We start from the raw sequence: 26055 nt of genomic DNA, 5'->3' as shown, positions 1-26055 counted from the left end.
CGGCCTCGAACCGCGATCGGGATGAAGCGTTCGCGCGGTTACGGTTGTCGTTTGCGCATGATCTCTCGCAAAACTGCGTCGCGCTTTTGCGCTGACGCGGCCCTTCAGGCCCGGATCACGCTTTAATGCGGGCTAGGTTCAAATGAGCTGGCCCGTGTCCGCAATTCGTCCCTGATACGATCGAGCACGCTCTCATACTCACGCGTTTCGGTCTGCCGGAACAGCCGCATGCTGGGGTACCAGGGGCTGTCGGTGCGGTCGAGCAGCCAGCGATAGTCGGGCGTCCATGGCAACAGAAGCCAGGTTGGACGGCCAAGGGCGCCGGCCAGATGGGCGATGCTGGTGTCGACGGTGATCACGAGATCAAGACAGCTCATCAAGGCGGCGGTCTCGGTGAAATCGGTGAGCTCGGCGGTCAGGTCGACAATGTCGTTTCTTTCCCGCAGCACCGCGGCGTCGCTCGGGCGCGGCCCCTTCTGGAGGCTGACAAAGGTGGCATCGACGTCGAGGATACGGGACAGCGTCCGCAGCGGTATCGAGCGCGCGTGATCGTTGACGTGGGTCGGATCGCCGGACCAGGCGAGACCGACCCGGAGCCTGGTTCGAGGACCAAGACGATTGTCCCAGGCCTGAATACGGTCGTCCGGTGGCGAGGCCAGATACGGCATGTCCGCCGGGATCGTATCGAGGCGGGTGCCGAAGGCGAGCGGAAGGCTGGATATCGGGCAGTGCAAATCGAAATGCGGCAGCGCGCCTGCAGCCGACATCGGGACGTGGTGGGATACGCCGCTCAGACCCGACATCAGCCGACGCAGCGGGTCCTGAACGGCAAGAATAACGCGCGCCCCCCGCGCCGCCAGCATGGGGACGTAGCGGACGAAGTGAATGGTGTCCCCCAGTCCCTCGTCCGCAGCGACCAGGATCGTCTTTCCTTCGATGTCTTCGCCACCGAGCCACATCGGTTGCGCAAAGCGGGCGTATTTTGCCGAAGGCAGTTTCAATCGGGTCTGGTGCCCGCGCCAGCCGGCTTCGAAATCGCCTGTCAGGAGATGAGCCAGGGCCACATTCCAGTCTGTCACCGTATCATTCAGCCCGAGCGCCTTCATGTGATCGGACAGCGCGAAGACCTCGTCGAAGCGATGCAGCTGGAACAGCGTGGTCAGCTTGTTGTTGAAGGCGGCCAGCAGGCGCGGCTCTATCGCAATGGCCTTTTCGAACCATGCCAGCGCCTCTTCATCCCTGCCGAGCCGGCGCAGCGAAAGGCCGAGATTGTTGCAGGTGTCGGCCTTGTCGGGAGCGAGCTGGTGCGCCCGCTTGCCCTCGGTCGCGGACTCCTCGAACCGCTTCAGGCTGTAGAGGATCCATGCGCGCGCGTGCACCGTCGGGGCATGGTTCGGGAACAGCCTGTCGCTGAGGTCCAGATGCGCGATGGCTTCCTCGTCCCGTCCGAGATTGTGGAGAAGAATCCCGCTCTTGCGCAGGGTGTCATGATGCTGCGGATCGAGCTTGAGTGCGTGCTCGAAGCTCGCCAGGGCTTGATCGAGGCGCGAGAGCTGAGAGAGGATGTCGCCGCGCTGACGCCACAAGCCGGCGTCGTCAGGCCGAAGCTGGATCGCCTTGTCGAGGACGTTGAGCGCCTCCTCGAAGCGCCCGTGCTGCTGCAATGCCGTTCCGAAGCTTGCAAGATATTCGGGCTTGGGCGCTCGACGGATCGCGCGGACGATCCACTCCAGGGCGTCATTGTAGTGTTTGTCGTGGAGAAACAGCAGGCCCATCAGATGCTGGGCGTCCGTGTGCTCCGCATCGATCGTGAGGGCCTGCTCGCAGCAAGCACGCGCGTCGAGATGCCGTCCGGCCCGGAGATGCTGAAGGCCCGCTTCACAATAAGCGGCTGGTGTTTCCATCACTGGCACGTTGCGGGCTGTCATTGAGCTCTTGCTGGCGGCGCGGCGCTAGCGATGTCCGGCCAATTCATGAGTTTCGACGTTGAGGCCGGCAAAAATGCATGATTCTGGTGATGGTAGAAAGCTGGGCAGCCGACGGTTACGATCTCCTTCACAAGCCTCGCGCAAGGAGACTGACGCGTGATCGAACACATTCTCAGATTCATGACGCTCGGCACGGTCATCGTCGGCATGGCGGCGATCTATGCGGCGCTTCATACCAACAACCGGCGCCTGGGCGCGGACATCTTCCTGCGATACTCCGACCGGGTCTCCGACCTGCGGCGCCGCCTTCCGGTCGCAGTGTTCCTCGAGCGAGGGGCTGCCGGCGACCTCGAGATCACGGCGGAAGAGCACCGGGCCGTACATGAGATCATCCACGCGATCTTCGAGCTCTACGAGCTCAAGGTGCATGGCTTCTTTCCGGCGGAGATATGGAAGATCAGGGAGCCCGACATCGAAAGGCTGCTGTCGCTGCCGGTGTTTCAGCGGGAGCTGGCAAGCCTGCAAGCCCGATATGCCAGACATCCGCGCCTGGCGGCCTGGCTCGAGAAGATCAGGAGGCAGTCAGAGATGGCCTGACCTGTGTGTCGGCGATTGCCTCACCGCCATCCGAGCGCCGGCGCGACATGGGTCAGGATCGCCTCGAGCGCATGTGCGCAGTAGGCGACACCGAGCTGGTTCGGAATCGTCAGCAGCAGCGTGTCGGCCTCCGCGATCGCCTCGTCCTGCCGCAGCTGCTCGATCAGCACGTCGGGTTCGGCTGCATAACTCCGGCCGAAGATCGCGCGGGTGCGCGGATCGATGAAGCCGATCTGGTCTTCGCCGCCGCGTTCGCCGCCGAAATAGGCGCGGTCGCGATCGTCCATCAGCGCGAAGATGCTGCGGCTCACCGACACGCGCGGCTCGCGGCTGTGGCCGGCTTCCTTCCATGCGGCGCGGTAGCTACGAATCTGCGCGGCCTGCTGAACGTGAAAGGCTTCGCCGGTCTCGTCGTTCTTCAGCGTCGAGCTCTGTAAATTCATGCCGAGCTTGGCCGCCCACACCGCGGTCGCGTTCGAGCCGGCGCCCCACCAGATGCGCTCGCGCAGTCCTTGCGAATGCGGCTCGATGCGCAGGAGGCCCGGCGGATTGGGGAACATCGGCTGCGGATTGGGTTCGGCAAAACCTTCGCCGCGCAGCAGGTCGAGGAACACTTCGGCGTGGCGGCGGCCCATGTCGGCATCGCTCTGACCCTCGGCCGGGCGATAACCAAAGTAGCGCCAGCCGTCGATCACCTGCTCGGGCGAGCCGCGGCTGATGCCGAGCTGGAGCCGCCCGCCGGCGATGAGATCGGCGCTTCCCGCGTCCTCCACCATGTAGAGCGGGTTCTCGTAGCGCATGTCGATCACGGCCGTGCCGATCTCGATCCTGCTGGTTTTCGCGCCGACGGCGGCGAGCAGGGGGAAGGGCGAGGCCAGCTGACGCGCGAAGTGGTGCACGCGAAAATAGGCGCCGTCCGCGCCCAGCTGTTCCGCCGCGACCGCAAGCTCGATCGATTGCAGCAGCGTGTCCGCCGCCGAGCGCGTCTGCGATTGCGGCGAGGGCGTCCAGTGCCCGAAGGAGAGGAATCCGATCTTTTTCATGGGAGCAATTTAGGGATGGTCGCGGCGATTTGCGATGGGCCTCTCGGAGGAAACCTGCTCACGATCTGGCCCGTCGCCTGCGTCGTGGTCCCGTTCGGGGGTGCCCAGGACGCGCCATTGCCTTGGCGTCATTCCGGTCCAGCGCTTGAAGGCGTGAGTGAATGCGCTGACTTCTCCGTAGCCGAGCAGCCAGGCGGTTTGCGAAATAGGCAGTTCATCGTTCTTCAGATAGCTCTTGGCGAGGTCGATCTTCATCTCGTCAAGGATGCCGCTGAAGGTCAATCCCTCCAGAGCGAGGCGCCGCACCAGCGTGCGATGGCTCATGCCTAAGCGGCGGGCGATCTCTTCGACCCGTGCCTCACGATGCGGGAGCAATGGGGCGATTGCATTCTCGACGCTCGATCTGAGCGAGACTCCGCCGGATTTCCGGTGTGCAAGTGCCTGCTCGCAATACGTCACCAGCAGGTCGTTCAGATAGTGGTCAGCACTTTCGATCGCCATCGGTCCCACGGATACCGGGAAAGCGATCTCATCGACATCGGACCCGAACTCGATCTCGCAGCCCAGGAACGACCTGACCTCCGTGGGCGTCGTTCGACGGCGATGCACCATTTTGAGCCGGCTCGGGATCAGGCGGCGATTGGTCAGGACGCGGTTCATGCGAATGATTGAGGTCAGCCAGAATTCGATCTGGTGCCGATCCGAGCGCCGTTCCACACCGACATATTTCAGCGTGATCGTCATCTCTTTCGCGGCGAATTGCAGCGAAATCCCCTCGTTGGCGAGACGGCAATAGCGCTCGGCCTTTGCGAAGGCTTCCGCGATCGTCCCGGAGGATGCGGCCACGTAATAGAGCAGGCCAATTTCACGAAGGTCGAAGTCGCGTGCCAAGTGGAAACCGAGGCTGTCGTCCTGCAACGCCTCGGCCCCAAGTTCCAGGAACCTGATCTGGCTCTCGGCGCTCAGGCGAGCCTTGCGATCCTCGATCTGCTTGAGAGTCAATCCAGCCTTGGACAAAAGACTGTTTGCCTCGATGCCGGCGTCGTGCAGGCGTGCCCATACTAGGCGGGCGATTCCGCCGGTCGCACTGGGCATTGTTTCAAAATGGGGCGAATGGGCAGCCGGCACACCGAACCCTTTCGTCGTTGCCGCTGCGGGCCTCGCGCTTTGGGCTCGCCGATCGTGATGGCGGCATGAAAAATCAACTTATTGGCTCACGATAACAAGAAACCCGGGGGGCGTGTGACTTAAATCGCTTGTCTACCCCGAGACTGGTCTTGCGTTCTCGGGGCAGCCCCCTTTCCCCGAAAGCTACGATGGCCTTGATGTCCAGCAGTGACGGCGTCGCGCCGCCCATCAACGTGAAGATATTGCGAGGGTACGGAAAGTTGCTCGGACTTCCCAATATCGCCCATGGCTCGCGGGTGGTTGCGCTCGAACGTGTCGGGGACTGTGAGATCAGCATGTTCGAAGCGCTGGGAGCGGGCTTGCCCGAGAGCCCGTTGTTCTGGATAGAGCTGTTCGACCTTCGCGTTCATGCGTCACGCGACAGTCGCGGCTGCCATAACATGAGCGATGCGGTCGCAACGTTCGAGGATTTTGCCTCGCAAGCGCACCGTTTGGCGGAGCCATCGCTGTGTACTGCCGTCGAAACGGCAGGCTGACAATTGCCGCGTCCACTGGGAGTTCCCGACAAAGCCGTGCCGCTGACCCGCGGCCGGCCTCTGCGGTACGACGCCAAGCGAATGGCATTCCTGTTTACGATGATGCACGGCGCAAACATCGTCGATTGCGAGATCAGCAGCAGTGCGCTGGATGATCTCGACCACACGAAAGGCACGCTGCCGGGCGAAAGGCAGGCCCAGTTCATGCGCCTGCGCGAAACGGTCGAGCGCGTTGCGTCAGTCGCGTTCGAGCAGGGCAAGCGCAAGGGCGAACCGGTGCGCATCTTTTCCAAACAGTCAAGGCGCTGTGACGACCGATGGAACGCCGCAGCGTTTTTGAAGCCGCCGGCCTTCAGGCGTACGCGACCCAGCCGCGGAAGGTGAAGCCCGTGTAGAACAGGGATGCGCCCGAGAAGCCGGCCTGACGCAAGATCAATTCATCCTGCTCCGGCGCCAGAATGCTCAATTGCCCATCGACCGCTTTTCGCGCGGCCACCGCCTTGTCGGGTTCGACGCCGGATGCGGCGAGGTAAGCGGAATATCGCGAGAGCCAGATCGGCCGCTCATCGTCGCCGTCGGGAATGCTGAAATGGGCCGCTACGAACGGAGCGCCCGGCTTGAGCCGGCGGCGGATTTCGGAGGCGATGCGACGCCGTTCCTCCGAGCGCACGAAGTGCAGGGTCAACAGGCAGGCGGCGCCGTCGAACGGCCCCGCCGGCGCATCGTCGATATAGCCTTGATGCAGCTGCGCGCGCGACGCAAGCGGACCCAGCGTTTGCCTGGCGAGATCGAGCATCGCCGCCGACGGGTCCACGCCGTCGAAATTCCAGCGCGGCTGCGCCTGCGCAAAGGCCCTCAATTCCAGGCCGCCGCCGGCGCCGAGAACGAGCACCTTTGCATCTTCGGGCGCGCGCTCGGCCAGAAGGATCGCCGCCATGGACAGCATGGAATTGTAGCCGGGAACGAACCGCGGCGGTCCTTCCGTATATTTCGCCACCATTTGCGGATCGGCGAACGCGCTTTGAATGTCGGTCACGATGCTGTCCTGTTGAATGGAGTCCATCACGCGTGCGCGCTCATGCCCTGATGCTTCCGCGACCCGAGGCGCTTGCGCAGATCGTCGCTCAACATCGCCAGCGTCACCTCGCCAAAGCGCGCCAGCAGCAGCGTCTCGGCATCGCCAAAGGCTTGATCGAGCGCGGCATTGACGGCCTGCTCGACGAGGCAGCCGGGCGCCTCCGTCCGATTGCCCATGGCGAGAAGCGAGGGACTGCCGAGCGCGGTGTAGACGTCGCGCAGTGTCACCCTCGAAAGGTCGCAAGCGAGCGTCCAGCCGCCACCATGCCCCTTCTCGGACCGCACGTAACCGAGGTCCCGCAACCCCGCCATGATGCGACGGATCACCACCGGGTTGGTGTCCATCGCCTTCGCCAGGGTCTCGGACGTGAAGGGCCCGGGCTGTTGCGCCATGTGCAGGAGCACGTGGAGTACGCCGGATAGACGGCTATCTCGTTTCATGTAACTTCATATGTTACATGATGACGCCGGCGTCAACCGGTTTCCGCGCGTGCTCTGTTCGTGAACGAGTATGGCTGGTGGCACGGGCCGAAAGGCACGTCCGTCGGATCAATCGCAACGGCAGTCGCTTGATCTACGACGAAACAACCAGTGCATGCGATGATGCCATTCTGCACCTGTTTTGCCCCGACGGGTCAATCGATTTGGTAAAACCCGAAAATGCGCAACAACGACTTTCCTGAAGGGGCACGGTACGCAGCTAACAAGCGAAGACGAGCTAACAACTGATCCCAAGCTCGTCGCGCTTCAACTCGTTGATTTCGCTGCCCCCGGGCCACTGTGCATGGGGGTTGTTTTTATTTTGGATCACCAAAGTGACGGGCTCCCGTCCGCTACTTCATCACCCGCAGGCCCTTGGTCGTGAAGCGCTGCGTCTTGCCGCCGGGGCGCAAAGGTTTGCTTCGTGCCCGCAGCCTTGCCGGTGCCGGGCGGCTGGTGCGCGGGCACGAGCTGGTGAGGCTGCGAGCCGATCAGGTCGTGGCGGCCCATCTCGATCAAGGCCTCGCGCAGCACTAGCCAGTTGTCGAGGTCGTGATAGCGCAGGAACGCCTTGTGCAGGCGGCGCTGGCGCAGGCCCTCAACGTGGGGTCAGGTTCTGGCGTGTCGGTCGGAGAGGCAGTTCTTCGGTCAAGTCAGAAGGATTTTTGCGGGACATTCGCCGGTGATTTCGGCAAAGATTGTCGCTTGTGAAGGCCTCGGGATCATCGACCAGCCATGGACCGTAACCCTGACGAGCGACAAGTCGCGGACGAACGTCGCAGCCTGTTAGGGCTCGCGGCGATCGCTCTCATCGTAGGAGCAGCGACTGGATGTGTCGGGGCGATCTTCCGGCTTTTACTCGTGCGTGCCGACGGCCTGCGCGAGGCGATGATCGCCTGGGCCCATGGCCACGCAATCTGGGGGTTCTTGACTGTCGTCGGCGCGTGCGCTGTCGCGACCCTGGTTGCCGCGTGGATGGTGCGGCAATTCTCGCCACACGCTTCAGGCAGCGGCATTCCGCATGTCGAAGCTGTCCTGCGCGAAGAGATCCCACCGGCTCCGTTTGCTCTGGTGCCAGTGAAATTCTTCGGCGGAATACTGGCGATCGGCTCCGGACTAGCGCTGGGCCGCGAGGGGCCGACCGTCCAGATGGGCGCCGGTATCGCGGTTTTCGCTGCAAGCGTCTGCCGGCTCCGTTGGGCGGATGCCCAGGTGTTGCTGGCGGCGGGCGCGGGCGCCGGTCTTGCAACGGCATTCAATGCGCCGATAGCCGGGCTCGTGTTTGTGCTGGAGGAACTGGTGCAGAGGTTCGAGCACCGTGTTGCCGTCGCGGCCCTTGCGGCGCTCGCAACGGCGATCCCGGTCGCAAGGCTGCTGCTCGGTGACGCGCCCGACTTCCAGGTCGCGCCGCTGAGCTATCCCAGGGCTGAGTCCGCCCCGCTGTTCCTGGCTCTGGGCGGCATCGCGGGTCTGCTGGCCATCGCTTACAATCGCACCCTGCTCGCGACCATCGCAGTTCGCGACCGATTTGGACGGCTACCGATGGAGCTCCGCGCCGGCTTGATCGGCGCAGGCGTCGGCATATTGGCCTGGTTCTCGCCCGAACTGGTCGGTGGCGGAGATCAGATCACGCAGCGCGCGTTGATCGGCCACGAGAATATGTGGATCCTCGGGTTCGCATTCCTGATCCGATTCGGGCTCGGCGCTCTCTCCTACGCGGCCGGCACGCCCGGCGGGCTGTTCGCACCCTTGCTCGTGCTGGGAGCCCAGTCCGGGCTGCTGTTCGGAGAGGCTTGCCGCGCTGCATTCCCGGTGCTCGCGATCCAGCCGGAAGCATTTGCATTGGTGGGCATGGCCGCTCTCTTCACCGGCGTCGTGCGCGCGCCGGTGACCGGCATCGTTCTCGTCGCCGAAATGACCGGTAACGTGACGATGCTGCTGCCGATGCTGGGCGCCTGCTTCATGGCGATGCTGCTACCCATGCTGCTGGGCAACCCACCGATCTACGATTCCCTGCGTGAGCATACGCTGCGCCTGGAGCGGCAAATCAGACAGAGATGAGCAACGACTTTTTGCCCGACGGGTCAACGTCTTCGCAGGACGTCTAAGCCATTGATCCCGCTAGGGCCGGCTACTGTGCATGGGGTTGTTTTCGATTTTTATTTTGGATCACCAAAGCAACGGGGTCCCGCCCGCTACTTCATCACCCGCAGGCCCTTGGTCGTGAAGCGCTGCGTCTTGCCACCCGGGCGAACGGGGCGCTTCGTGCCGGCCGCCTTGCCGGTGCCGGGCGGCTGGTGCGCGGGCACGAGCTGGTCGGGACGGGAGCCGATCAGGTCGCGGCGGCCCATCTCGATCAAGGCCTCGCGCAGCACCGGCCAATTGTCAGGGTCGTGATAGCGCAGGAACGCCTTGTGCAGGCGGCGCTGGCGCAGGCCCTTGATCGCATCGACCTTGTCGCTGCCGCCGTGGCGCACGCCACGCAGCGGGTTGACGCCGGTGTGGTACATCGCCGTCGCGGTCGCCATCGGCGAGGGCAGGAAGGTCTGCACCTGATCGGCGCGATAGCGGTTCTTCTTCAGCCACAGCGCGAGGTTCATCATGTCCTCGTCTGTCGTGCCCGGATGCGCCGCGATGAAATACGGGATCAGATAATATTTCTTGCCGGCCCGCTCCGCCGCTTCATCGAACATCCGCTTGAACTTGTTGTAGGCGCCGATGCCCGGCTTCATCATCTTGTCGAGCGGGCCGCGCTCGGTATGTTCAGGCGCGATCTTGAGGTAGCCGCCGACGTGATGGGTGACGAGCTCCTTGATGTATTCGGGGCTCTCGACCGCGAGGTCGTAGCGCACGCCGGAGGCGACCATCACCTTCTTGATGCCCTTGGTCTCGCGCACCTTGCGATAGAGCCGGATCAAATCGTCATGCGAGGTGTTGAGGTTCGGGCAGATCTCGGGGAAGACGCAGGACGGCCGCCGGCACGCCGCCTCGACCTTCGGGTCCTTGCACGCCATCCGGTACATGTTGGCGGTCGGGCCGCCGATGTCGGAGATCACGCCCGTGAAGCCCGGCGTCTTGTCGCGGATCTTTTCGATCTCGCGCAGGATCGAGCCTTCCGAGCGGTTCTGGATGATGCGCCCCTCGTGCTCGGTGATCGAGCAGAAGGTGCAGCCGCCAAAGCAGCCGCGCATGATCGTCACCGAGAACTTGATCATGTCCCAGGCCGGAATCTTCGCATCGCCATAGGACGGATGCGGCGCGCGCGCGTAAGGCAGGTCGTAGACCGCGTCCATCTCATCGGAAGTCAGCGGGATCGGCGGCGGGTTGAGCCAGAGGTCGCGATCGCCATGACGCTGCACCAGCGGCCGCGCATTGCCGGGATTGCTCTCCCGGTGCAGCACGCGTGACGCGCGCGCATAAGCTTCCTTGTCCTGCTCGACCTGCTCCAGCGCCGGCAGCCGGATCACGGTGGCGCCCTTCTGGCGCGTTGCGCCCTCGTCGGCGGAATCGAGATCGTCGGCGTGCAGCTCGGCATAGTCTTCCGGCACACGGCGGAACAGCGCGACGCCCCTGATGTCGTCGAGCTCGCGCGGCGCTTCGCCGGCGGCGAGCCGCTGCGCCACCTCGACCACGGCGCGTTCGGCATTGCCGTAGAGCAGCAAGTCCGCCTTGGCATCGGCCAGCACCGAGCGGCGCACCTTGTCGGACCAGTAATCGTAATGCGCGATCCGGCGCAGCGAGGCCTCGATGCCGCCGAGCACGATCGGGGTGTCCTTGAATGCCTCGCGGCAGCGCTGCGCGTAGACGATGGTGCAGCGGTCCGGCCGCTTGCCGCCTTCGCCACCGGCCGTATAGGCATCGTCGCTGCGGATGCGCCGGTCCGCGGTGTAGCGGTTCACCATGGAATCCATGTTGCCGCCGGTGACGCCGAAGAACACCTTTGGCTTGCCGAGCGCCTTAAAGGGCTCGGCCGAGTGCCAGTCCGGCTGCGCGATGATGCCGACCCGGAATCCCTGCGCCTCCAGCAGCCGGCCGATGATCGCCATGCCGAAGCTCGGATGGTCGACATAGGCGTCCCCGGTCACCAGCACGATGTCGCATTCATCCCAGCCCAGCGCGTCCATCTCGGCGCGGCTCATCGGGAGGAACGGCGCCGGCTTGCGCGGGCGCGCCTGAGCCATCAGGGGCTTTTCGGCGGTGATGATCTGGGTGTCCATGGCGCTTACGCATAGGACTCCCGGCCCGCGAATACAACCGACGGACGCGTGAAAGATCGCGGTTCCCGGCTCGTTCGGGCGCGTTAACCGTTCGCGAGCACCCGCCGGACCTCAGCCGTCGTGGCTGGCTCGCCGCCATGCTCGCAGACCATCCGCACGGCGTCCTCGACCAGGCGGAGATTAGTCACTGTGGAGCCCAGCAGGGCATCCTCGAGCCCGACGCGGACATGGCCGCCACGCACCGCGCGCTTCTTCCTCCGTCAGCGTGACCAGCGCTGCCAGGCCATATGGCTTCGGCGGAAAGCAGAAGGCGAATTGCTGCGAGAACATGAAGCGGTAGACGGGCGTCTTCACGCCGCTCGCGCGCGCCAGCGCTGCGCCGGCGCGGATGAAGCCCGGCTCGTAGATGGCGAAGGCGGGGTGGATGTCGTGGCGTCTGGCGACGTCGAGCCCGTGGCGGATATGGGTCTCCGGATTGAGATAGGTCTCCGCCGGCTTCGCCTGCGCCTTGGTCGCGGTCAGCGTGAAATTGACGCTGCCGGGATCGACCACCGCGAATTCGAGCAGGCCGCGTTCGGCCAATGCCTCGATATGGGCGAAGCGCGCTTTGGGGTCGGCGACATTGCCGCGCGCATCGAGGCCGGGGATGGAGGGGTAGACAGGCACGTCGATCTTGGCGCGAATGCCCTCGATGATGCGGGCGTAGACCTGCCCGTCGAACGTCTGCGGTCCGCCGCCGTCATAGGCGTGAGTGTGAATGATCGCCGCGCCGGCTTCCGCACAGGCGATGCCCTCGGCGACGATCGCCTCGATCGTGTCGGGTATGCCGGGCTGAAGCGCGCGGCTCCACGGTCCATTCAACGCCGCCTCGATCCAGACCTTGTGCATGGCGCGCTTCCTCATTTGCCCGAATGACGGTGCTTGTTTTGCAGGACCGTATCACGCCCGCATTGCGCGGACAGCGCCCTCAAATGTGTGATGCCGTCCACATACCTGCCGCGCGGGCCCCAGCATCCTCCCATCAGTTTCATGGGAGAGAGTCATGTTCTTTCTGATCGATGCGCTGCTGATCCCCGCGATGTTGTTTTTCCTGCTTCTGCCGATCACTGATCGAAGGACGGTGCGGATGAGGCTCTGCATGGTCTGCGCGCTGCTGGCGGTGTTCTCGGTCTCGGTCGCCCGCACCCATGTGGCTCCGGTGCAACTCGCGGGCATGGTCACGGCGCGGTGAGCGCTGAATTCGTCACATGTGTTCAGCATTGTGGTTCGCTCGCAGGAACCAACCGCCTCCGCGAACATTCTGACCTAGGCGCCCGCGCGAGCCGTGCTCGCGCGCGCCTCGACGATTCCGGCGCCTGTGACCGGACTTTTGCCCCGATGCTCGCTTCGGGGCGATGGGGGAGCTGTGAGTACGGTCATAGAGAACTTGCTGGCGCGAAAGCAGAAGCTGGTGGAATTGCTCGAAAAGGCGCAAGCCGTCGAGGATCGCGACAAGATTGAGCATCAGCTCGAGCAGATCAATACCGCGCTGGATTTTCTGGACAGGCCGGGATCGAGGGACGCGCGGTAGGCGCGCTCAATCCACCTTCAAGGCCTTGGCATAGATCACGCCCGAATTGGTGATGTGCGTCGTCATCAGCGCCTCGAACGCCGCGAGCTCGCCGCGTGCGAACAGATCGAGCAGCCTGCGATGCTCGTCGAAGGACGAGCGGGTGCGCACGTCGATCGGCGAGGTCAGATTGGTGCGCAGCGCGGCGACGCGCCCGGAGACGAGCTGGTAGGACTCGGCGAGGTAGCGGTTGCCGCAATGGGTGAACAGCGTCTCGTGAAAAGCGGCGTCCGCGCGGCCATAGGCGATGTTGTCTTTGGCCTCGACCGCGGGCTCCATCGCCGCGATCGCATCGCTCATTGACGCAATTGCACCATCGCGATCGTGGCGGAAGGCGAGCCCGGCGGCCTTGGGCTCGAGCGCCACGCGGAACGTGCAGAGCGCATCGATGTCCTCCGCGCTCGGCGTGAACACGAAGCTGCCGACCTGCGGGCGGATCACCACGAGACCCTGCGCCTGCAACTGGCCCATCGCCTCGCGCACCGGCGTGCGGCTGACGCCGAAGGAATTGGCGACCATCTCCTCGGAGATTGCCGCACCCAGCGCGAACTCGCCGTCGATGATGGCCTGCCGCAGCCGCTGCATCACCCGCTGCGACAGCGATTTCGGCGTATCGAGCTTGAGCGATCGCATGCGCGCTCCCGCTCAGATCACCTTGCCGGGATTGAGCAGATGATCGGGATCGAGCGCGGCCTTCAGGGTGCGCATCAGCGCGATCTCGGCCTCGCTCCTGGCATGACCCAGCCACTTCTTCTTCAGCGTGCCGATGCCGTGCTCGGCGGAGACGCTGCCACCGAGCTCGCGCACGAGACCATAGATGATCGCGTCCATCTCCTCCTTCGGCTGCTGCTCGACGGAGAGGCCCGTGACCCAGGAGACGAGATGCAGATTGCCGTCGCCGATATGGCCGTAATAGACGCTCTCGCAGCCCTTGATGCCGGAAGCGAGCGCCGCCTTGCAGCGCGTGGCGAACTCGTCCATGCGCGCCACCGCAAGGCCGATGTCGTAGGAGATGTGCGGCCCCAGCACCTGGCCGAACTCGGCGCAGATGTCGCGCACGCGCCAGAACGCCTGCGCCTGCGCCAGCGATTGCGCCACGGCCGCATCGGCCAGCAGGCCGCGCTCCATCAGCTCTTCGAGCCAGGCCTGAAAGCGCGGCGCGTCGATGCCCTCGTCGGTGCCTTGCGCTTCCACCAGCACGTAGAGGCCGTGGCCTGCCGCGACCGGCGGCTTCACGCCGGCGCGCGTTGTGATGACGTCCCAATAGTCCGGCCACATCACCTCGAACGCTGACAGCAGCGGGCCGACTCCGCTGCGCGCGGCACCGAGCAGGTCGATCACCGCGGCATAGTCCTTCAGCGCGCAGAGCGCGGCCACGGTCGAACGCGGCTTCGGGAACAGTTTCAGCACCACGCGGGTGATGATGCCGAGCGTGCCCTCGGAGCCGATGAAGAGATGCTTCAGATCATAGCCGGCATTGTTCTTCATCAGCTTGTTGAGGCTGGTGATGATGGTGCCGTCGGGTAGAACGACTTCGAGACCGAGCACCAGCTCGCGCGTCATGCCGTAGCGGATCACGCGGTTGCCGCCGGCATTGGTCGAGAGATTGCCGCCGATGGCGCAGGAGCCGCGCGAACCGAGGTCGAGCGGGAAGAAGAAACCGGCCTCGTCAGCGGCCTTCTGGATCGTCTCCAGCGGTGTGCCTGCCTTCACCGTCATCGTCATCGAGGCAGGGTCGATCTCCTCGATCCCGGTCATGCGCTCCAGCGAGATTGCGACCCAACCCGCTTCAGGCGATGCGCCGCGGCATAGCCCGGTCAATCCGCCCTGCGGCACGAACGGCAGGCGCGCCTGCCGGCAGGTCAGGATCGCGTCCGCAACGCCCTGCGCGTCGAGCGGACGGATCACCGCCAGCGGCGTCTGCGGCAGGCTCGCGCTCCAGTCGTTGCAATTGCGCGCGGGCACATCCGCGCCGGTCAGCACCGCCGCCGCGCCGAGCTTTTCGCGCAAGGCGCCGAGCAATCGGTCGGGATGCTCGATGGGGGTCACCATGTTCATGCGAGACCTCCTCTAAATTCAGCTGCGCCTCATGCGCGCCGTGAGGGTGGAAAGGGTTTGCGTCTGTCTTGTATGTAAGGTACAAGATGGAAAGTAAAGCAAAAACAAGGCTCGGGAAAGCCTCCTCGGATCGTTTGGGGATCAGGGGGCTCGGTCCGGGATCGAAGAATATGAAGGGGTTGTGAGATGGCAGAGGCAATTCGCGGGTTCTGGGTGGCATCGGCGACGCCGCTGGCGGCGGACGGCAGCGTGGACTGCGCCAAGCTCGCGGTCCATGCCAAGCAGCTCTTCAGCAAGGGCGTCGACGGCGTCGTGCTGTTCGGCACCACCGGCGAGGGCACCTCGTTCAACGTGACCGAGCGCGTCGCGACCATCGAGGCCATGCTCAAGGCCGGGGTTGCGGCGGAACGCATCGGCATCGGGGGCGGCTTTCCCGCCATCAGCGACAGCATCGCGCTGACGCGCGCCGTGCTCGGCCTCGGCCTGCGACACGTCCTGATGCTGCCGCCCTATTTCGATCGCAGCGTCACGCCCGAGGGTATCGAGGACGCGTTTGCCGCGATCATCGACGGTGTCGGCGACGATCGGCTGCGCGCCTATCTCTATCACATCCCGCAGGTCTCGGGCGTCGCGATCCCGACCAGCGTCGCCGCGAACCTGCGCAAGCGCTACGGCAAGGTGGTCGCGGGCCTGAAGGACTCCAGCGGCGACTTCAAGCAATTCCAGGCGTTCCGCGCTGCTGCTCCCGAGCTCGCCATCACTGTCGGCAATGAAGCCGACATCGCCCGCGCGATCGCCGCCGGCGGCGCCGGCACCATCTGCGGCATGGCCAATGTCGTGCCCGAGCTGGTCAAGGGCATGATCGACGGGCGGGATGTCGAGGCGCGCATGCAGGCCGCAATCGACGTCGTCGTGAAGACGCCGTCGTTCCTCCCGACGCTGAAGGCGATCCTGGCGGCGCAGACGGGTGACGCAGCCTGGCTGCGTGTGCGCCCGCCGCTTCGCGCGTTGTCCGACGGCACCGCATTCAAGCGGAAGCTCGACGAGCTGATCGCTCCTGCGATCGCGTGAGATCGCGCAATTTCGCGACATGCTGCCTGAAATTCTCGTGCAGCGTGTCGCGCCTGGTGCGACGGCAATTGGTGATTGCCGTAACGCCGCGATCTGCTCTTAGAATGATTCAACACTAGAGCGATTCAATCCCGCCTACGGTTCTCTTCACGTCCGGCGACTGTTAGACGCGCCAGCTTCAATGCTGTGTCTGACTTGGAAGTGAATCGAACGTGCGTGCTCATCTGGATGGCCGCGACAGCGGCCATCGAACCGGTGCCTGCAGGAGCCGTGCAGGTCTTCTCATTGGCGCAGCCGTGCTGCTCGCCGAATGCCCCTCCAACGCGAGCGCGCAGGCGCAATCGACACTTCCGCCGGTGACGGTGGATGCCCCGGTGCAGCGGCCGAAGCCGGCGCGTGCATCGAGCCAAGCTTCGCGGCGTGCGCAAGCCGTTGCGCGCCGTCAATCCGATCGCAATCCCGCACCTGCAGCGCCGACATTGTCGGAACGCGCGGCGTCTGAAGCGGCCGCACAACAGGCGGCCAAGCTCGGTTACCGCGCGATGCCGAGCTCAACCACGCTGCGCAGCGGCGCCTCGCCGCTCGATACCTCGCAGACCGTCAACGTCGTCCCCGCGCAGGTGCTGAAGGACCAGCTGCCGCGCAACATCGACGACGCGCTGGTCAATATTTCCGGTATCACCCAGACCAATACGCTCGCGGGGACCCAGGACGCCGTCATCCGCCGTGGCTTCGGCGATAATCGCGACGGTTCGATCATGCGCAACGGCATGCCGCTGGTGCAGGGCCGCAGCCTGAACGCTGCGGTCGACAGTGTCGAAGTGCTGAAAGGGCCGGCTTCGCTGCTCTACGGCATCATGGATCCCGGCGGCATCGTCAACACCATCAGCAAGCGGCCGGAGCTCTACCAGCACGGCTCGGTGACGCTGCTCGGCTCGACCTACGCCAACAACCGCAGCGGCGCCGACGGCACGCTCGACATCACCGGTCCGATCGGCGACGGCGGTCTTGCCTATCGCTTCATCGGCTACGGCGTCAGCGAGGATTATTGGCGCAATTTCGGCCGTCACCGGGAGATGCTGGTGAACCCGTCGTTGGCCTGGTACGGCGACACCACGACGGTTCAGCTCACCTACGAGCACCGCGAGTTCATCACTCCGTTCGATCGCGGGACGGCCTTCGTCAACGGCACGCCGCTGGCGATCCCCAAGGAGCGTCGGCTCGATGAGCCCTTCAACAATATGTGGGGCACCTCCGACCTGGTGCAGGCCTCGGTCGAGCAGAAGCTGGACGACAATTGGAAGGTCACGGCGGCCTACAGCTACAACACCGAAACCTTCAGCGCCAATCAGCTTCGTATCACCGGCGTCAATGCCAAGACCGGCGTCGAGACCCGCAGCAATGACGGCACGCAGAATTCGCTGAGCAATGCCAGCTACGGCACCTCCTACCTGCAGGGCGACGTCTGGGTGGGCGGCTTCCGCAACGAGATCCTGTTCGGGGGCGAGGCGCTCTATCGCACGATCGATCGCCACGATTTGATTCGCCAGGCGACGCCGAGCTTCAATTTCTACAATCCCGTCTACGGACTCGTCACACCAGGCACGACCGTTTCGGGGGTCGACAGCGAGCAGACCGACAAGCTCGGCACCCGCGGCTTCTTCGCCCAGGACACGTTCCACGTCACCAACTGGCTGTCCGTGGTCGGCGGCGTGCGTTGGATGGAATACGAGCAGCTCGCCGGAAAGGGCCGGCCGAACTTCATCACGAACACCAATCTGGCGGGTGACAAGGTGCTGCCGCTCGGCGGCGTCATCTTCAAGCTGAGCGATCAGCTCTCCTATTATGTGAGCTACACGCAGTCGCTGAAGCCGACTTCGACGATTGCGGCATTCACCACCGGCTTCGTCGTCGATTCCACCATCGCGCCTGAGGAGGGAACGCAGTGGGAGACCGGCCTGAAGTTCGACGTCAACAAGCGGCTGTCGGGCACCCTGGCGGTCTACGACATCGAGAAGAAGAACGTGCTGGTGCTGGACGATATCGGTAACGGCAAGTCGGCGGCGCGCGCGTCCGGTGCGGCGCGATCGCGTGGCGTCGAACTGGACGTCACCGGCAGGCTGACCGATGAATGGAGCATGATCGGCAGCTACGGCTATACCGATGCACGCTTGATCAACGATCCCGTCAACGGCAACGCAAAACTGCTGAATGCCGCGATGAACACGGCCTCGCTCTATCTCGTCTACGATTTCGGCGACAGATTGCCCGGCCGTCTGCGGCTTGGCGGCGGTGCGCATTATGTCGGCGACCGGCCCGGCGATTCCGCGAACACCTTCTTCATGCCGGCCTATACCGTCGCGGATGTCTTTGCGACCTATGACACCAAGGTCGACAATCTGCCGGTGACCTATCAGTTCAACGTCAAGAACCTGTTCGACAAGGTCTACTATACGTCCACCACCGGGAGTGCTCTGGCCGTCGCGATCGGCGATGCGCGGCGCTTCTCGCTGTCGGCCACGGTGAAGTTCTAGCGATGGCGGCGCGGCGCAACGCCTTCGCGGTCCGGGTCGCGCTGGCGGCTGCCTGCCTTGCCGGCACAACTGCGAGCCGCGCCGAAGACGTCACGCTATATTCGACTAGGGAGGCTGCCCTGGTCGAACCTGCGGCCGCTGCTTTCGCGGAAGCCAGCGGCATCAAGGTGAAGATCGTCTTCGTCGAGGACAGTCTCGTGAAGCGGCTCGGATCGGAAGGCGAGACGTCGCCGGCCGACGTGCTGCTGACGATCGGTCTGGACAAGACCACGCAACTTGCTGAACTTGGCTTGACCCAGCCCTTTGCATCCGGGCCTATCGCACACGCGGTGCCGGCGAATTTGCGCGACGGCACCGCGCAATGGTTCGCCCTGTCGATCCGGCCGCGCGTCGTTTTCGTGCGCAAGGACAGCACGCTTGCTTCGATCAATTATGAGGACCTCGCCGACCCCAGATGGCGCGGCAAGCTCTGCATGCGCACGCCGCTGCATCAGAACAATGTCGCACTGGTCGCGGCCTATCTCGTCCATCACGGTGAAGCGGCGACGGCGGCCTGGCTCACTGGCCTGAAAGCCAATCTCGCCCACAAGCCTGATGGCAAGGACAACGACGTGATCCGCGAGATTGCGCAAGGCACTTGCGAGATCGGCATCGGCAACACCGTGGCGCTGGCGCAATTGCGCGACGGACGCGAAGGCGCCGGCTGGCGTGCATGGGCAACGGAGGTCAAGGCTGTCCCGACGGCCTTCAGGGGCGGCGGTGCGCATGTGAACCTCACGGGCGCCGCCATTGCGAAACACGCGCCGCATCGGGAAGCTGCGCAAGAACTGCTCGAGTTCCTCGTCACGCCGGCAGCACAGAAAATCTTTGCCGCCGCTGAACTCGAATATCCCGTGCTTGCCGCAGCGGAGCGGACTCCGATCGTTACCGACATCGGTGCGTTCGCTGCCGATGCGTTGCCGATCGACCGGATTGCCGCCCAGCGGCAGGCCGCGATCGCCTTGATCAGGAAGGCCGGCTTCGATGAATAGGGTGGGGCATAGCATCAAAGCCGTCCTGCTCCAGGTCCATTCGATTGCGGGCCTCGTGCTCGCACTGCTACTTGCCCTGATCGCGCTGACCGGCGCGATCATGAGTTTCGAGGACGAGATCGTCGAGCATCTCAACGCCGGCCTCATGCATGTCGTGCCGCGCGAGAAGCCGGCGCTCACGCCAGACGAACTGGTCGCGCGGCTGAAGGCGGGGCAGGACGTCGGCCAGGTCTCGGCCGTCATGCTGTCGAGCGATCCGACTGCCGCGGTACGTGTCCGCTTCGCCCGCGACGAGCAGGGCACGCGGCCGACATCACTCTATGTCGATCCCTATGATGCGCGCGTGCTGGGCTCGCCGCGTGGCGAGGAGTTTTTCGTGACCGTCCGCAGGCTGCATCGCTGGCTGCTGATCCCCGGCGACGCCAAGGGGTGGGGCCGCCAGATCACCGGCATTGCCGCGCTCGGGCTCATCGTCATGCTGGTTTCGGGGCTGGTACTGCGCTGGCCGCGTCGCGCCACGAGCGTCAAGATGTGGCTGAAGCCGAACCTGGCGCTCAGCGGACGCGGCCTGCATCGATCGCTGCACGCCGTGATCGGCACCTGGGTGCTGCCGATTTATGTGGTGATGACGCTGACCGGCCTCTGGTACTCGTTCGACTGGTACAAGGACGGCGTCGCCTGGCTGCTGGCGCGCCCGGAGATCGCCGCTGCCAAGATGCAGCCAAAGATGTCTGCAAAGGCACCGCGCGACGCCGTTCGTCACGAACCGACAGCGGCGATCGGATTCGATCAGGCATGGACCACGTTGCGTCGTGAGCAGGGCGACCGCTTCTCCAGGGCTCTACTGACACTGCCCGGCGGCCCCGGGACTGTGATCCGGATCCGGTCGTGGCCGAAGGACTCGACGCTCGATACCACGCGCGACGAATTCCGCGTCGATGCGGTCACCGGCCAGGTGGTCTCCGCGGAGCGCTACGCCGACAAGACGTTCGGCGAGAAGATCATCGCCAACGTGCTCGACATCCATCGTGGCGCAGTCCTGGGCTGGCCCGGCAAGCTCGCCTTCATGATCGCGGCAGCCCTGATGCCACTGTTCTCGGTGACAGGCATTCTGCTTTATCTGTCGCGCCGCAAGCTGCGGCGCCCGGCGCAGCCACCGCTCGGGCGGCTTGTTCCGGGCGAGTGAGTAGCCGCGAAGGCTAGCCAAGCGCGCAACAATCGTTCAAAAGCCCTTGGCTTGTCCTCGCCAAGGCCCACGCCATGAAACTCCCGACCGCCACCCCCGCCGACATCCGCCGCGCGCTGCTGCTGCGGGAGGAGATCGCGCTGCTTGATCTCCGCTACGAGGCGGGCTTCGCCACCGGCCATCCGCTGTTTGCAGCCAACATGGCCGCGGACCGGATCGAGATCGAAGCCGAGCTGAGGCTGCCGCGGAAGGACGTGGCGATCGTGCTTTATGACGACGGCGAGGGGCTGGTTGAGACCGGCGCCGAACGTCTTGCCGCGCTCGGCTACACCAATGTCAGCGCGCTCGACGGCGGGCTGAAGGCGTGGCGGGCGGCGGGCTATCAAACGTTCGAGGACGTCAATTCCTATTCCAAGGCCTTTGGCGAGCTGGTCGAGGCGCGCCGCCACACGCCCTCATTCAGTGCCGACGAGGTGGCAAAGCTGATCGCCGACAAGGCCAACATCGCCATCCTCGACGTCCGGCGTTTCGACGAATACGCGACCATGAACATTCCGGGCTCGGTCAGCGTGCCCGGTGCGGAGCTGGTGCTGCGGGCAGGGCAGGCCGCGCCCGATCCCGACACCACCATCATCGTCAACTGCGCCGGCCGCACCCGCTCGATCATCGGCACGCAGTCGCTGATCAATGCCGGCGTGCCGAACAAGGTACGCGCGCTGCGCAACGGCACCATCGGCTGGACGCTGGCGCGGCATACGCTCAACCACGGCGCGGACCGGCGCGGTGCGATCGGACCGTTCGAAGGCGGCCCGGCCAATGCCCGCGATGTCGCCTATCGCGCCGGCGTCCGCCGCATCGGCGCGAGCGAGATGGCGGTGCTGCTCGCAGACCGTGATCGCACGCTCTATCGCTTCGACGTACGCGATGCCGAGGAATACGCGACCGGGCATCTCCCCGGCTTCCGCCATTATCCCGGCGGCCAGCTGGTCCAGGAGACTGACATGGCCGCGCCGGTGCGTGGCGCGCGCATTGTCCTGTCCGACGACAAAAGCGTGCGTGCCGACATGACGGCGTCATGGCTCGCGCAGATGGGCTGGGAGGTCTATGTGCTCGAAGGCGGCTATGACGGCGCCCTCGAGATCGGCCCGCCGCGCGTGCTGCCGAAGCCCGACCCGGCGCATCGCTACCGCCGCCCCTATGAAGGCACGGATGTCGCGGAGAAGGCGATGCAGGCCTATCTCGATTGGGAATATGGTCTTGTCGAGCAGCTTCGGCTCGATGGCACGCATGGGTTTTATGTGATCTGAGACGAGTGGCCTATCGCGCCTGAGCAATACTCTATCTCCGTCACCCTGAGGTGGCCGCTTCTTCAGCGGCCCTCGAAGGGCGACGGCCCGGATGCATCGGGGGCCGTCGTCCTTCGAGGCTCCCGATGGGGCGCTACGCGCCCCATCACTCGCACCTCAGGATGACGGGGCGGCGATTGTGTGCGGGGAGGGCGGGGCTGGTGGGATGCCAAGCACATCTCTCGCTCCGCCATCTTCTCCCCGTATCCAAACCCTATTGTGCTGCGCCTCGTCCGCGGTCTAAGAGCTGCGGCAAAGCCGTCACCTATGGAGATTTCATGTCAGCCCCAGGCCAAAGCCCTGAGCGGAGCGCGAAGGCGCTGCTGCTCGAAGGCGTCAATGACAGCGCTGTCGACCTGTTCAAGAGCGCGGGCTTCACCAATGTCGAGCGGCTGACCAAGGCGCTGGACGGCGAGGACCTGCGCCGGGCGCTCAAGGGCGTGTCGCTGCTCGGCATCCGCTCGCGCACCCAGATCACCGATGAGGTGCTCGCGGCAACGGACGGGCTGCTCGCGGTCGGCTGCTTCAGCGTCGGCACCAACCAGGTCGACCTGCTGGCGGCGCGCAAGCGCGGTATTCCCGTGTTCAATGCGCCGTTCTCCAACACTCGCAGCGTCGCCGAGCTCGTGATCGGCGAGATCGTGATGCTGCTGCGGCGGATCTTCCCGCGCTCGGTCTCGGCGCATGACGGCGGCTGGGACAAGTCGGCGACCGGCAGCCGCGAGGTGCGCGGCCGCACGCTCGGCATCATCGGCTACGGCAATATCGGCTCGCAGCTCTCGACCCTGGCCGAGGCGATGGGCATGCGCGTGATCTATTTCGACCGCACCGACAAGCTCCGCCACGGCAACACCGAGCCGGTCGAGAAGCTGGAGGAGCTCTTGGCGCAGAGCGATGTCGTCAGCCTGCACGTGCCCGAGACGCCGGAGACGGCAGGCATGATCGGCGAGAAGGAGCTGCGGGCGATGAAGCCGGGCTCGTTCCTGATCAACAACAGCCGCGGCACCGTGGTCGATCTCGACGCGCTCGCGCGCTCCTTGCGCGATGGCCATCTCGCCGGCGCCGCGATCGACGTGTTTCCGGTCGAGCCGTCGTCGAACGCCGACCGCTTCAAGAGCCCAGTGCAAGGCCTCGAGAACGTCATCCTCACCCCGCATATCGGCGGCTCGACCGAGGAGGCGCAGGAGCGCATCGGCGGGGAGGTCGCGCGCAAGCTGGTCGACTATTTCATCACGGGCTCGACCATGGGCGCGGTGAACTTCCCGGAAGTGCAATTGCACTTGCGTCCGTCCGGCGCGCGCTTCAGCCATGTCCATCGCAACGTGCCGGGCATGCTGCGGCGCCTGAACGAGGTGTTCCTCCAGCGCGACATCAACATCGCCGCGCAATACCTCGAGACCGCAGGCGACCTCGGCTATGTCGTGCTCGACGCCGACCTTGCGGGACAGGATTCCGGAACCCTGCTTCAGCAGATCCGCGGCCTCGAAGGCACGGTGGGCGCAAGGCTGGTGTTCGAGCACTAAAGCATGATCCGGAAAAGTGCGAAGCGGTTTTCCGGAAAGATCATGCGCAAACAACAACCTAAAGCGCGATGACGGTTCATCCAAATCTCATCGCGCTTTAGGCGGGCCTACGTTCCGGTTGCATTTCGCGGCCTCCGCTCCCTAAACTGCCGTCATCGTCGGCGCGTTATAATTCGCGTCGAATTTGAGCTTCAGTTGCGGCGGTGCTGCGATGGAACGGGATACCGTACTCGTCGACCTCGCGCTTCAGGGCGGCGGCTCGCACGGCGCCTTCGCCTGGGGCGTGCTCGATCGCCTGCTGGAGGAGAAGTGGCTCAGCATTGCCGCGATCTCCGGAACCTCGGCGGGCGCGATGAATGCGGCGGTGCTGGCGGACGGCTGGACCGCCGGCGGCGCCGAGGGCGCGCGTGAGGCGCTCGAGCAATATTGGCGCCGGGTGTCGAGGGCCGCGGCCTTCAGCCCGCTGCAGCGTTCGCCGCTCGACCGGCTGATGGGGCGCTGGACGCTCGATACCTCGCCGTTCTACATCTTCACCGACCTGATGTCCCGGGTGCTCTCGCCCTACGACCTCAATCCGACCGGGTACAACCCGCTGCGCGCGGTGCTGGCCGAGAGCATCGATTTCGAGCGGCTGGCGCGCTCGCCGATCATGCTGTTCATCACGGCGACGCGGGTGCGCACCGGGCGCGGGCGCATCTTCCGCAACGCCGAGATCACGGCCGACGTGCTGCTCGCATCGGCCTGCCTGCCGACCATGTTCCGCGCCATCGAGATCGATGGCGAGCCCTATTGGGACGGCGGCTTTGCCGGCAATCCGACCATCACGCCGCTGGTGCGCGAAAGCGACGCGCACGACACCATCCTGGTCCAGATCAATCCGACCGAGCGGCCGGAGGCGCCGCGGACGGCCGCGGAGATCCTCAACCGCCTCAATGAAATCTCCTTCAACTCGCCGCTGATGAAAGAGCTGCGCATGATCGCGCTGCTGCGCCAGGCCGCCGATCCCGGCAGCGGCGAGGGCGCGCGCTGGGCCAAGATGCGGACGCACCGGATCAAGAGCGACATGCTCGCAAAGTTCGGCGCGTCGTCCAAGCTCAATGCGGAGTGGGAGTTCGTCTCGATGTTGCGCGCCGAGGGGCGCCTCGCCGCGGAGGCGTTTCTCGATGAGCATGGCGCGGATATCGGCCGGCAATCGACCGCCGATCTCGACGTACTACTGGCGGAGTGCTGAGGCATGGGTCTGCTCGGCCTCCTCGTCGGGCTCGGTCTGCTCGTGCTGTTTGCGTTTCGCGGCTGGAGCGTGCTCCTGCTTGCGCCGTTCGCCGCGCTCGTTGCTGCGCTGTTCGGCGGCGAGCCGCTGCTTGCGAACCTGACCCAGGTCTTCATGGTGAATGCCGGTGGCTTCCTGGCCCAGTTCTTCCTGATCTTCCTGCTCGGCGCCGTGTTCGGCAAGCTGATGGACGACAGCGGTGCGGTCACGTCGGTGGCCGGCTTCATGGCCCAGCGCCTCGGCGAGCGCCGCGTGATCCTCGCGGTCGTGCTGGCCGGCGCGGCCGTGACCTATGGCGGCGTCAGCCTGTTCGTCGCGTTCTTCGTGATTGTCCCGATGGCGCGTTCGCTATTCCGCGCGGCCGCGATTCCGCGCCGTCTGATCCCGGCGGCCATCGTGCTGGGCACGTCCACTTTCACCATGTCGGCGCTGCCGGGCACGCCGTCGATCCAGAATGCGATTCCGATGCCGTTCTTCGGCACCACGCCGTTTGCCGCGCCGGGCCTCGGCATCATCGCGTCCCTCATCATGTTAGGTGCGGGATTGTGGTGGCTGCATCGCGCCGAGGCCGCGGCCAGGCGCGCCGGGGAGGGCTATGGCGATGATGTCGAGGATGCGGCCGAGCGCGCGGCTGCCGACGAGCTCGTGCGCGAGCGCGCGACCACGGCGCGCGAGTTCGATCCGGCGGAATTGAGTCGCGGGCAACGCAGCAGCGGACCCTCACCGGTGGCGAGCGCGATCCTGCCGTTGGTCGTCGTCGTCGTAGTCAATCTCGTGATGTCGCTCGTCGTGCTGCCGCGGCTCGACGTCTCCTACCTCGCCGAGCAACGCTTTGGCGGGACGTCGCTCGCCGCGGTCGCGGGCGTATGGTCGGTCGCGGTCGCGCTGGCCGCGGCCATTGCCACGACGATCGCGCTGAACTGGGCGCGCCTACCGGCATTGCGGCAGACCATGGATGCCGGGGCCAATGCCTCGGTGCTGCCGGCATTCAGCGTCGCCAGCCTCGTTGGGTTCGGCGCGGTGGTCGCCGCGCTGCCGGCCTTCACTATTGTGCGCGACTGGGTGCTTGCGATCGAAGGTGGTCCGCTGGTCTCGCTTGCGGTCGCGACCAACATCCTTGCCGCACTGACCGGGTCGGCGTCAGGCGGCCTGACCATCGCCCTCGACGCGCTCGGCCCGACCTATGTCGAACTCGCCGCGCGCAGCGGTATCGACCTTGCGCTGATGCATCGTGTGGCCGTGATCGGCTCGGGGACCCTCGATATCCTGCCGCACAATGGTGCGGTGGTCAGCCTGCTCGCGATCTGCGGCCTGACGCATCGCGACAGCTATTTCGACATCGTGATGGTCGGCATCGTGACGTCGCTCGTGGCGCTGGTGGCCGTGATTGCACTCGGCAGCGCACTTGGATCGTTCTGAAC

22 protein-coding genes and 2 pseudogenes are annotated in these 26055 nt (G+C 65.0%); 14 read left to right on the top strand and 10 right to left on the bottom strand.

What is annotated here, in order from left to right; all coding sequences use genetic code 11:
- Positions 1-122 precede the first annotated feature (122 nt).
- Positions 123-1928, bottom strand: a complete 1806-nt coding sequence (locus tag BRAGE_RS50830) for a tetratricopeptide repeat protein (protein ID WP_027561527.1) — start codon at positions 1926-1928, stop codon at positions 123-125.
- A 156-nt stretch (positions 1929-2084) separates the two neighbouring features.
- On the opposite strand from BRAGE_RS50830, the gene BRAGE_RS0135805 reads away from it, so the two are divergent.
- Complete coding sequence (locus BRAGE_RS0135805) at positions 2085-2525, top strand: hypothetical protein (protein WP_027561526.1); 441 nt, start codon at positions 2085-2087, stop codon at positions 2523-2525.
- Positions 2526-2545: 20 nt separating this feature from the next.
- On the opposite strand, the gene BRAGE_RS0135800 is transcribed toward BRAGE_RS0135805, so the two are convergent.
- Together BRAGE_RS0135800 and BRAGE_RS50825 are read right to left on the bottom strand one after the other, a co-directional pair.
- Complete coding sequence (locus BRAGE_RS0135800) at positions 2546-3568, bottom strand: LLM class flavin-dependent oxidoreductase (RefSeq protein WP_027561525.1); 1023 nt, start codon at positions 3566-3568, stop codon at positions 2546-2548.
- 9 nt (positions 3569-3577) lie between these two features.
- Entirely contained in the window at positions 3578-4663 is a 1086-nt protein-coding gene (locus tag BRAGE_RS50825; protein WP_035730464.1) for an AraC family transcriptional regulator, read from the bottom strand.
- Positions 4664-4893: 230 nt separating this feature from the next.
- On the opposite strand from BRAGE_RS50825, the gene BRAGE_RS0135790 reads away from it, so the two are divergent.
- Both BRAGE_RS0135790 and BRAGE_RS50820 read left to right on the top strand, forming a co-directional pair.
- Complete coding sequence (locus BRAGE_RS0135790) at positions 4894-5232, top strand: hypothetical protein (protein WP_231164184.1); 339 nt, start codon at positions 4894-4896, stop codon at positions 5230-5232.
- A 36-nt stretch (positions 5233-5268) separates the two neighbouring features.
- Positions 5269-5616, top strand: coding sequence for a DUF1488 family protein (locus BRAGE_RS50820; RefSeq protein ID WP_051378259.1), 348 nt, complete (start codon positions 5269-5271; stop codon positions 5614-5616).
- Here the strand turns inward: BRAGE_RS50820 and BRAGE_RS0135780 are convergent.
- The 3 genes and pseudogenes from BRAGE_RS0135780 to BRAGE_RS50815 all read right to left on the bottom strand — a co-directional run.
- The gene (locus BRAGE_RS0135780) at positions 5585-6295 is read right to left on the bottom strand and encodes a class I SAM-dependent methyltransferase (protein ID WP_035730462.1); all 711 of its coding nucleotides are present in this window, start codon (positions 6293-6295) and stop codon (positions 5585-5587) included. The genes BRAGE_RS50820 and BRAGE_RS0135780 overlap by 32 nt on opposite strands.
- On the bottom strand, positions 6295-6750 hold the full coding sequence (locus BRAGE_RS0135775) for an Rrf2 family transcriptional regulator (protein ID WP_027561522.1): 456 nt from the start codon (positions 6748-6750) through the stop codon (positions 6295-6297). The genes BRAGE_RS0135780 and BRAGE_RS0135775 overlap by 1 nt, the downstream gene beginning before the upstream one ends.
- A gap of 392 nt (positions 6751-7142) precedes the next feature.
- Positions 7143-7392, bottom strand: a pseudogene (locus BRAGE_RS50815) (DUF3362 domain-containing protein); the annotation flags it as partial.
- 132 nt (positions 7393-7524) lie between these two features.
- Between BRAGE_RS50815 and clcA the strand changes: the two are divergent.
- Complete coding sequence (gene clcA / locus BRAGE_RS0135765) at positions 7525-8850, top strand: H(+)/Cl(-) exchange transporter ClcA (protein WP_035730459.1); 1326 nt, start codon at positions 7525-7527, stop codon at positions 8848-8850.
- 134 nt (positions 8851-8984) lie between these two features.
- On the opposite strand, the gene BRAGE_RS0135760 is transcribed toward clcA, so the two are convergent.
- Complete coding sequence (locus tag BRAGE_RS0135760; protein ID WP_027561520.1) at positions 8985-11006, bottom strand: YgiQ family radical SAM protein; 2022 nt, start codon at positions 11004-11006, stop codon at positions 8985-8987.
- An 83-nt stretch (positions 11007-11089) separates the two neighbouring features.
- Positions 11090-11894 (bottom strand): annotated as a pseudogene (locus BRAGE_RS50810) (3-keto-5-aminohexanoate cleavage protein).
- Positions 11895-12048: 154 nt separating this feature from the next.
- On the opposite strand from BRAGE_RS50810, the gene BRAGE_RS0135750 reads away from it, so the two are divergent.
- Positions 12049-12237 carry a hypothetical protein gene (locus BRAGE_RS0135750; protein ID WP_027561519.1) on the top strand — a complete coding sequence of 63 codons (189 nt, stop codon included), beginning with the start codon at positions 12049-12051 and terminating at the stop codon, positions 12235-12237.
- A 174-nt stretch (positions 12238-12411) separates the two neighbouring features.
- Positions 12412-12576, top strand: a complete 165-nt coding sequence (locus tag BRAGE_RS56215; protein WP_167336543.1) for a hypothetical protein — start codon at positions 12412-12414, stop codon at positions 12574-12576.
- Between the two features lie 6 nt (positions 12577-12582).
- Here the strand turns inward: BRAGE_RS56215 and BRAGE_RS0135740 are convergent, their stop codons facing one another.
- A complete protein-coding gene (locus BRAGE_RS0135740) occupies positions 12583-13248 on the bottom strand; it encodes a GntR family transcriptional regulator (protein WP_027561518.1) in 666 nt (221 codons plus the stop codon).
- Positions 13249-13260: 12 nt separating this feature from the next.
- Positions 13261-14673 carry an FAD-binding oxidoreductase gene (locus BRAGE_RS0135735; RefSeq protein ID WP_027561517.1) on the bottom strand — a complete coding sequence of 471 codons (1413 nt, stop codon included), beginning with the start codon at positions 14671-14673 and terminating at the stop codon, positions 13261-13263.
- A 186-nt stretch (positions 14674-14859) separates the two neighbouring features.
- On the opposite strand from BRAGE_RS0135735, the gene BRAGE_RS0135730 reads away from it, so the two are divergent.
- The 8 genes from BRAGE_RS0135730 to BRAGE_RS0135695 all read left to right on the top strand — a co-directional run bounded on the left by BRAGE_RS0135730 (position 14860) and on the right by BRAGE_RS0135695 (position 26053).
- On the top strand, positions 14860-15744 hold the full coding sequence (locus BRAGE_RS0135730; protein ID WP_027561516.1) for a dihydrodipicolinate synthase family protein: 885 nt from the start codon (positions 14860-14862) through the stop codon (positions 15742-15744).
- 212 nt (positions 15745-15956) lie between these two features.
- A complete protein-coding gene (locus BRAGE_RS0135725) occupies positions 15957-18278 on the top strand; it encodes a TonB-dependent siderophore receptor (RefSeq protein WP_027561515.1) in 2322 nt (773 codons plus the stop codon).
- Between the two features lie 2 nt (positions 18279-18280).
- Positions 18281-19309: an extracellular solute-binding protein gene (locus BRAGE_RS0135720; RefSeq protein WP_027561514.1), complete on the top strand. Its 1029-nt coding sequence runs from the start codon at positions 18281-18283 to the stop codon at positions 19307-19309.
- Positions 19302-20495: a PepSY-associated TM helix domain-containing protein gene (locus BRAGE_RS0135715; RefSeq protein WP_027561513.1), complete on the top strand. Its 1194-nt coding sequence runs from the start codon at positions 19302-19304 to the stop codon at positions 20493-20495. Before BRAGE_RS0135720 ends, BRAGE_RS0135715 begins: the two co-directional genes overlap by 8 nt.
- A gap of 74 nt (positions 20496-20569) precedes the next feature.
- Complete coding sequence (locus tag BRAGE_RS0135710) at positions 20570-21802, top strand: rhodanese-like domain-containing protein (RefSeq protein ID WP_027561512.1); 1233 nt, start codon at positions 20570-20572, stop codon at positions 21800-21802.
- A 317-nt stretch (positions 21803-22119) separates the two neighbouring features.
- Complete coding sequence (gene serA / locus BRAGE_RS0135705; protein ID WP_027561511.1) at positions 22120-23364, top strand: phosphoglycerate dehydrogenase; 1245 nt, start codon at positions 22120-22122, stop codon at positions 23362-23364.
- A gap of 211 nt (positions 23365-23575) precedes the next feature.
- Positions 23576-24595 (top strand): patatin-like phospholipase family protein, encoded by a 1020-nt coding sequence (locus tag BRAGE_RS0135700; RefSeq protein ID WP_027561510.1) that lies wholly within the window; start codon positions 23576-23578, stop codon positions 24593-24595.
- Positions 24596-24598: 3 nt separating this feature from the next.
- On the top strand, positions 24599-26053 hold the full coding sequence (locus BRAGE_RS0135695; RefSeq protein WP_027561509.1) for a GntP family permease: 1455 nt from the start codon (positions 24599-24601) through the stop codon (positions 26051-26053).
- Positions 26054-26055 lie beyond the last annotated feature (2 nt).

This window comes from Bradyrhizobium genosp. SA-4 str. CB756 (genome assembly GCF_000473125.1).
GTDB lineage: Bacteria > Pseudomonadota > Alphaproteobacteria > Rhizobiales > Xanthobacteraceae > Bradyrhizobium > Bradyrhizobium arachidis.
Note: the sequence above shows the minus strand (reverse complement) of the source record. Positions and strands in the feature narration are given on the sequence as shown.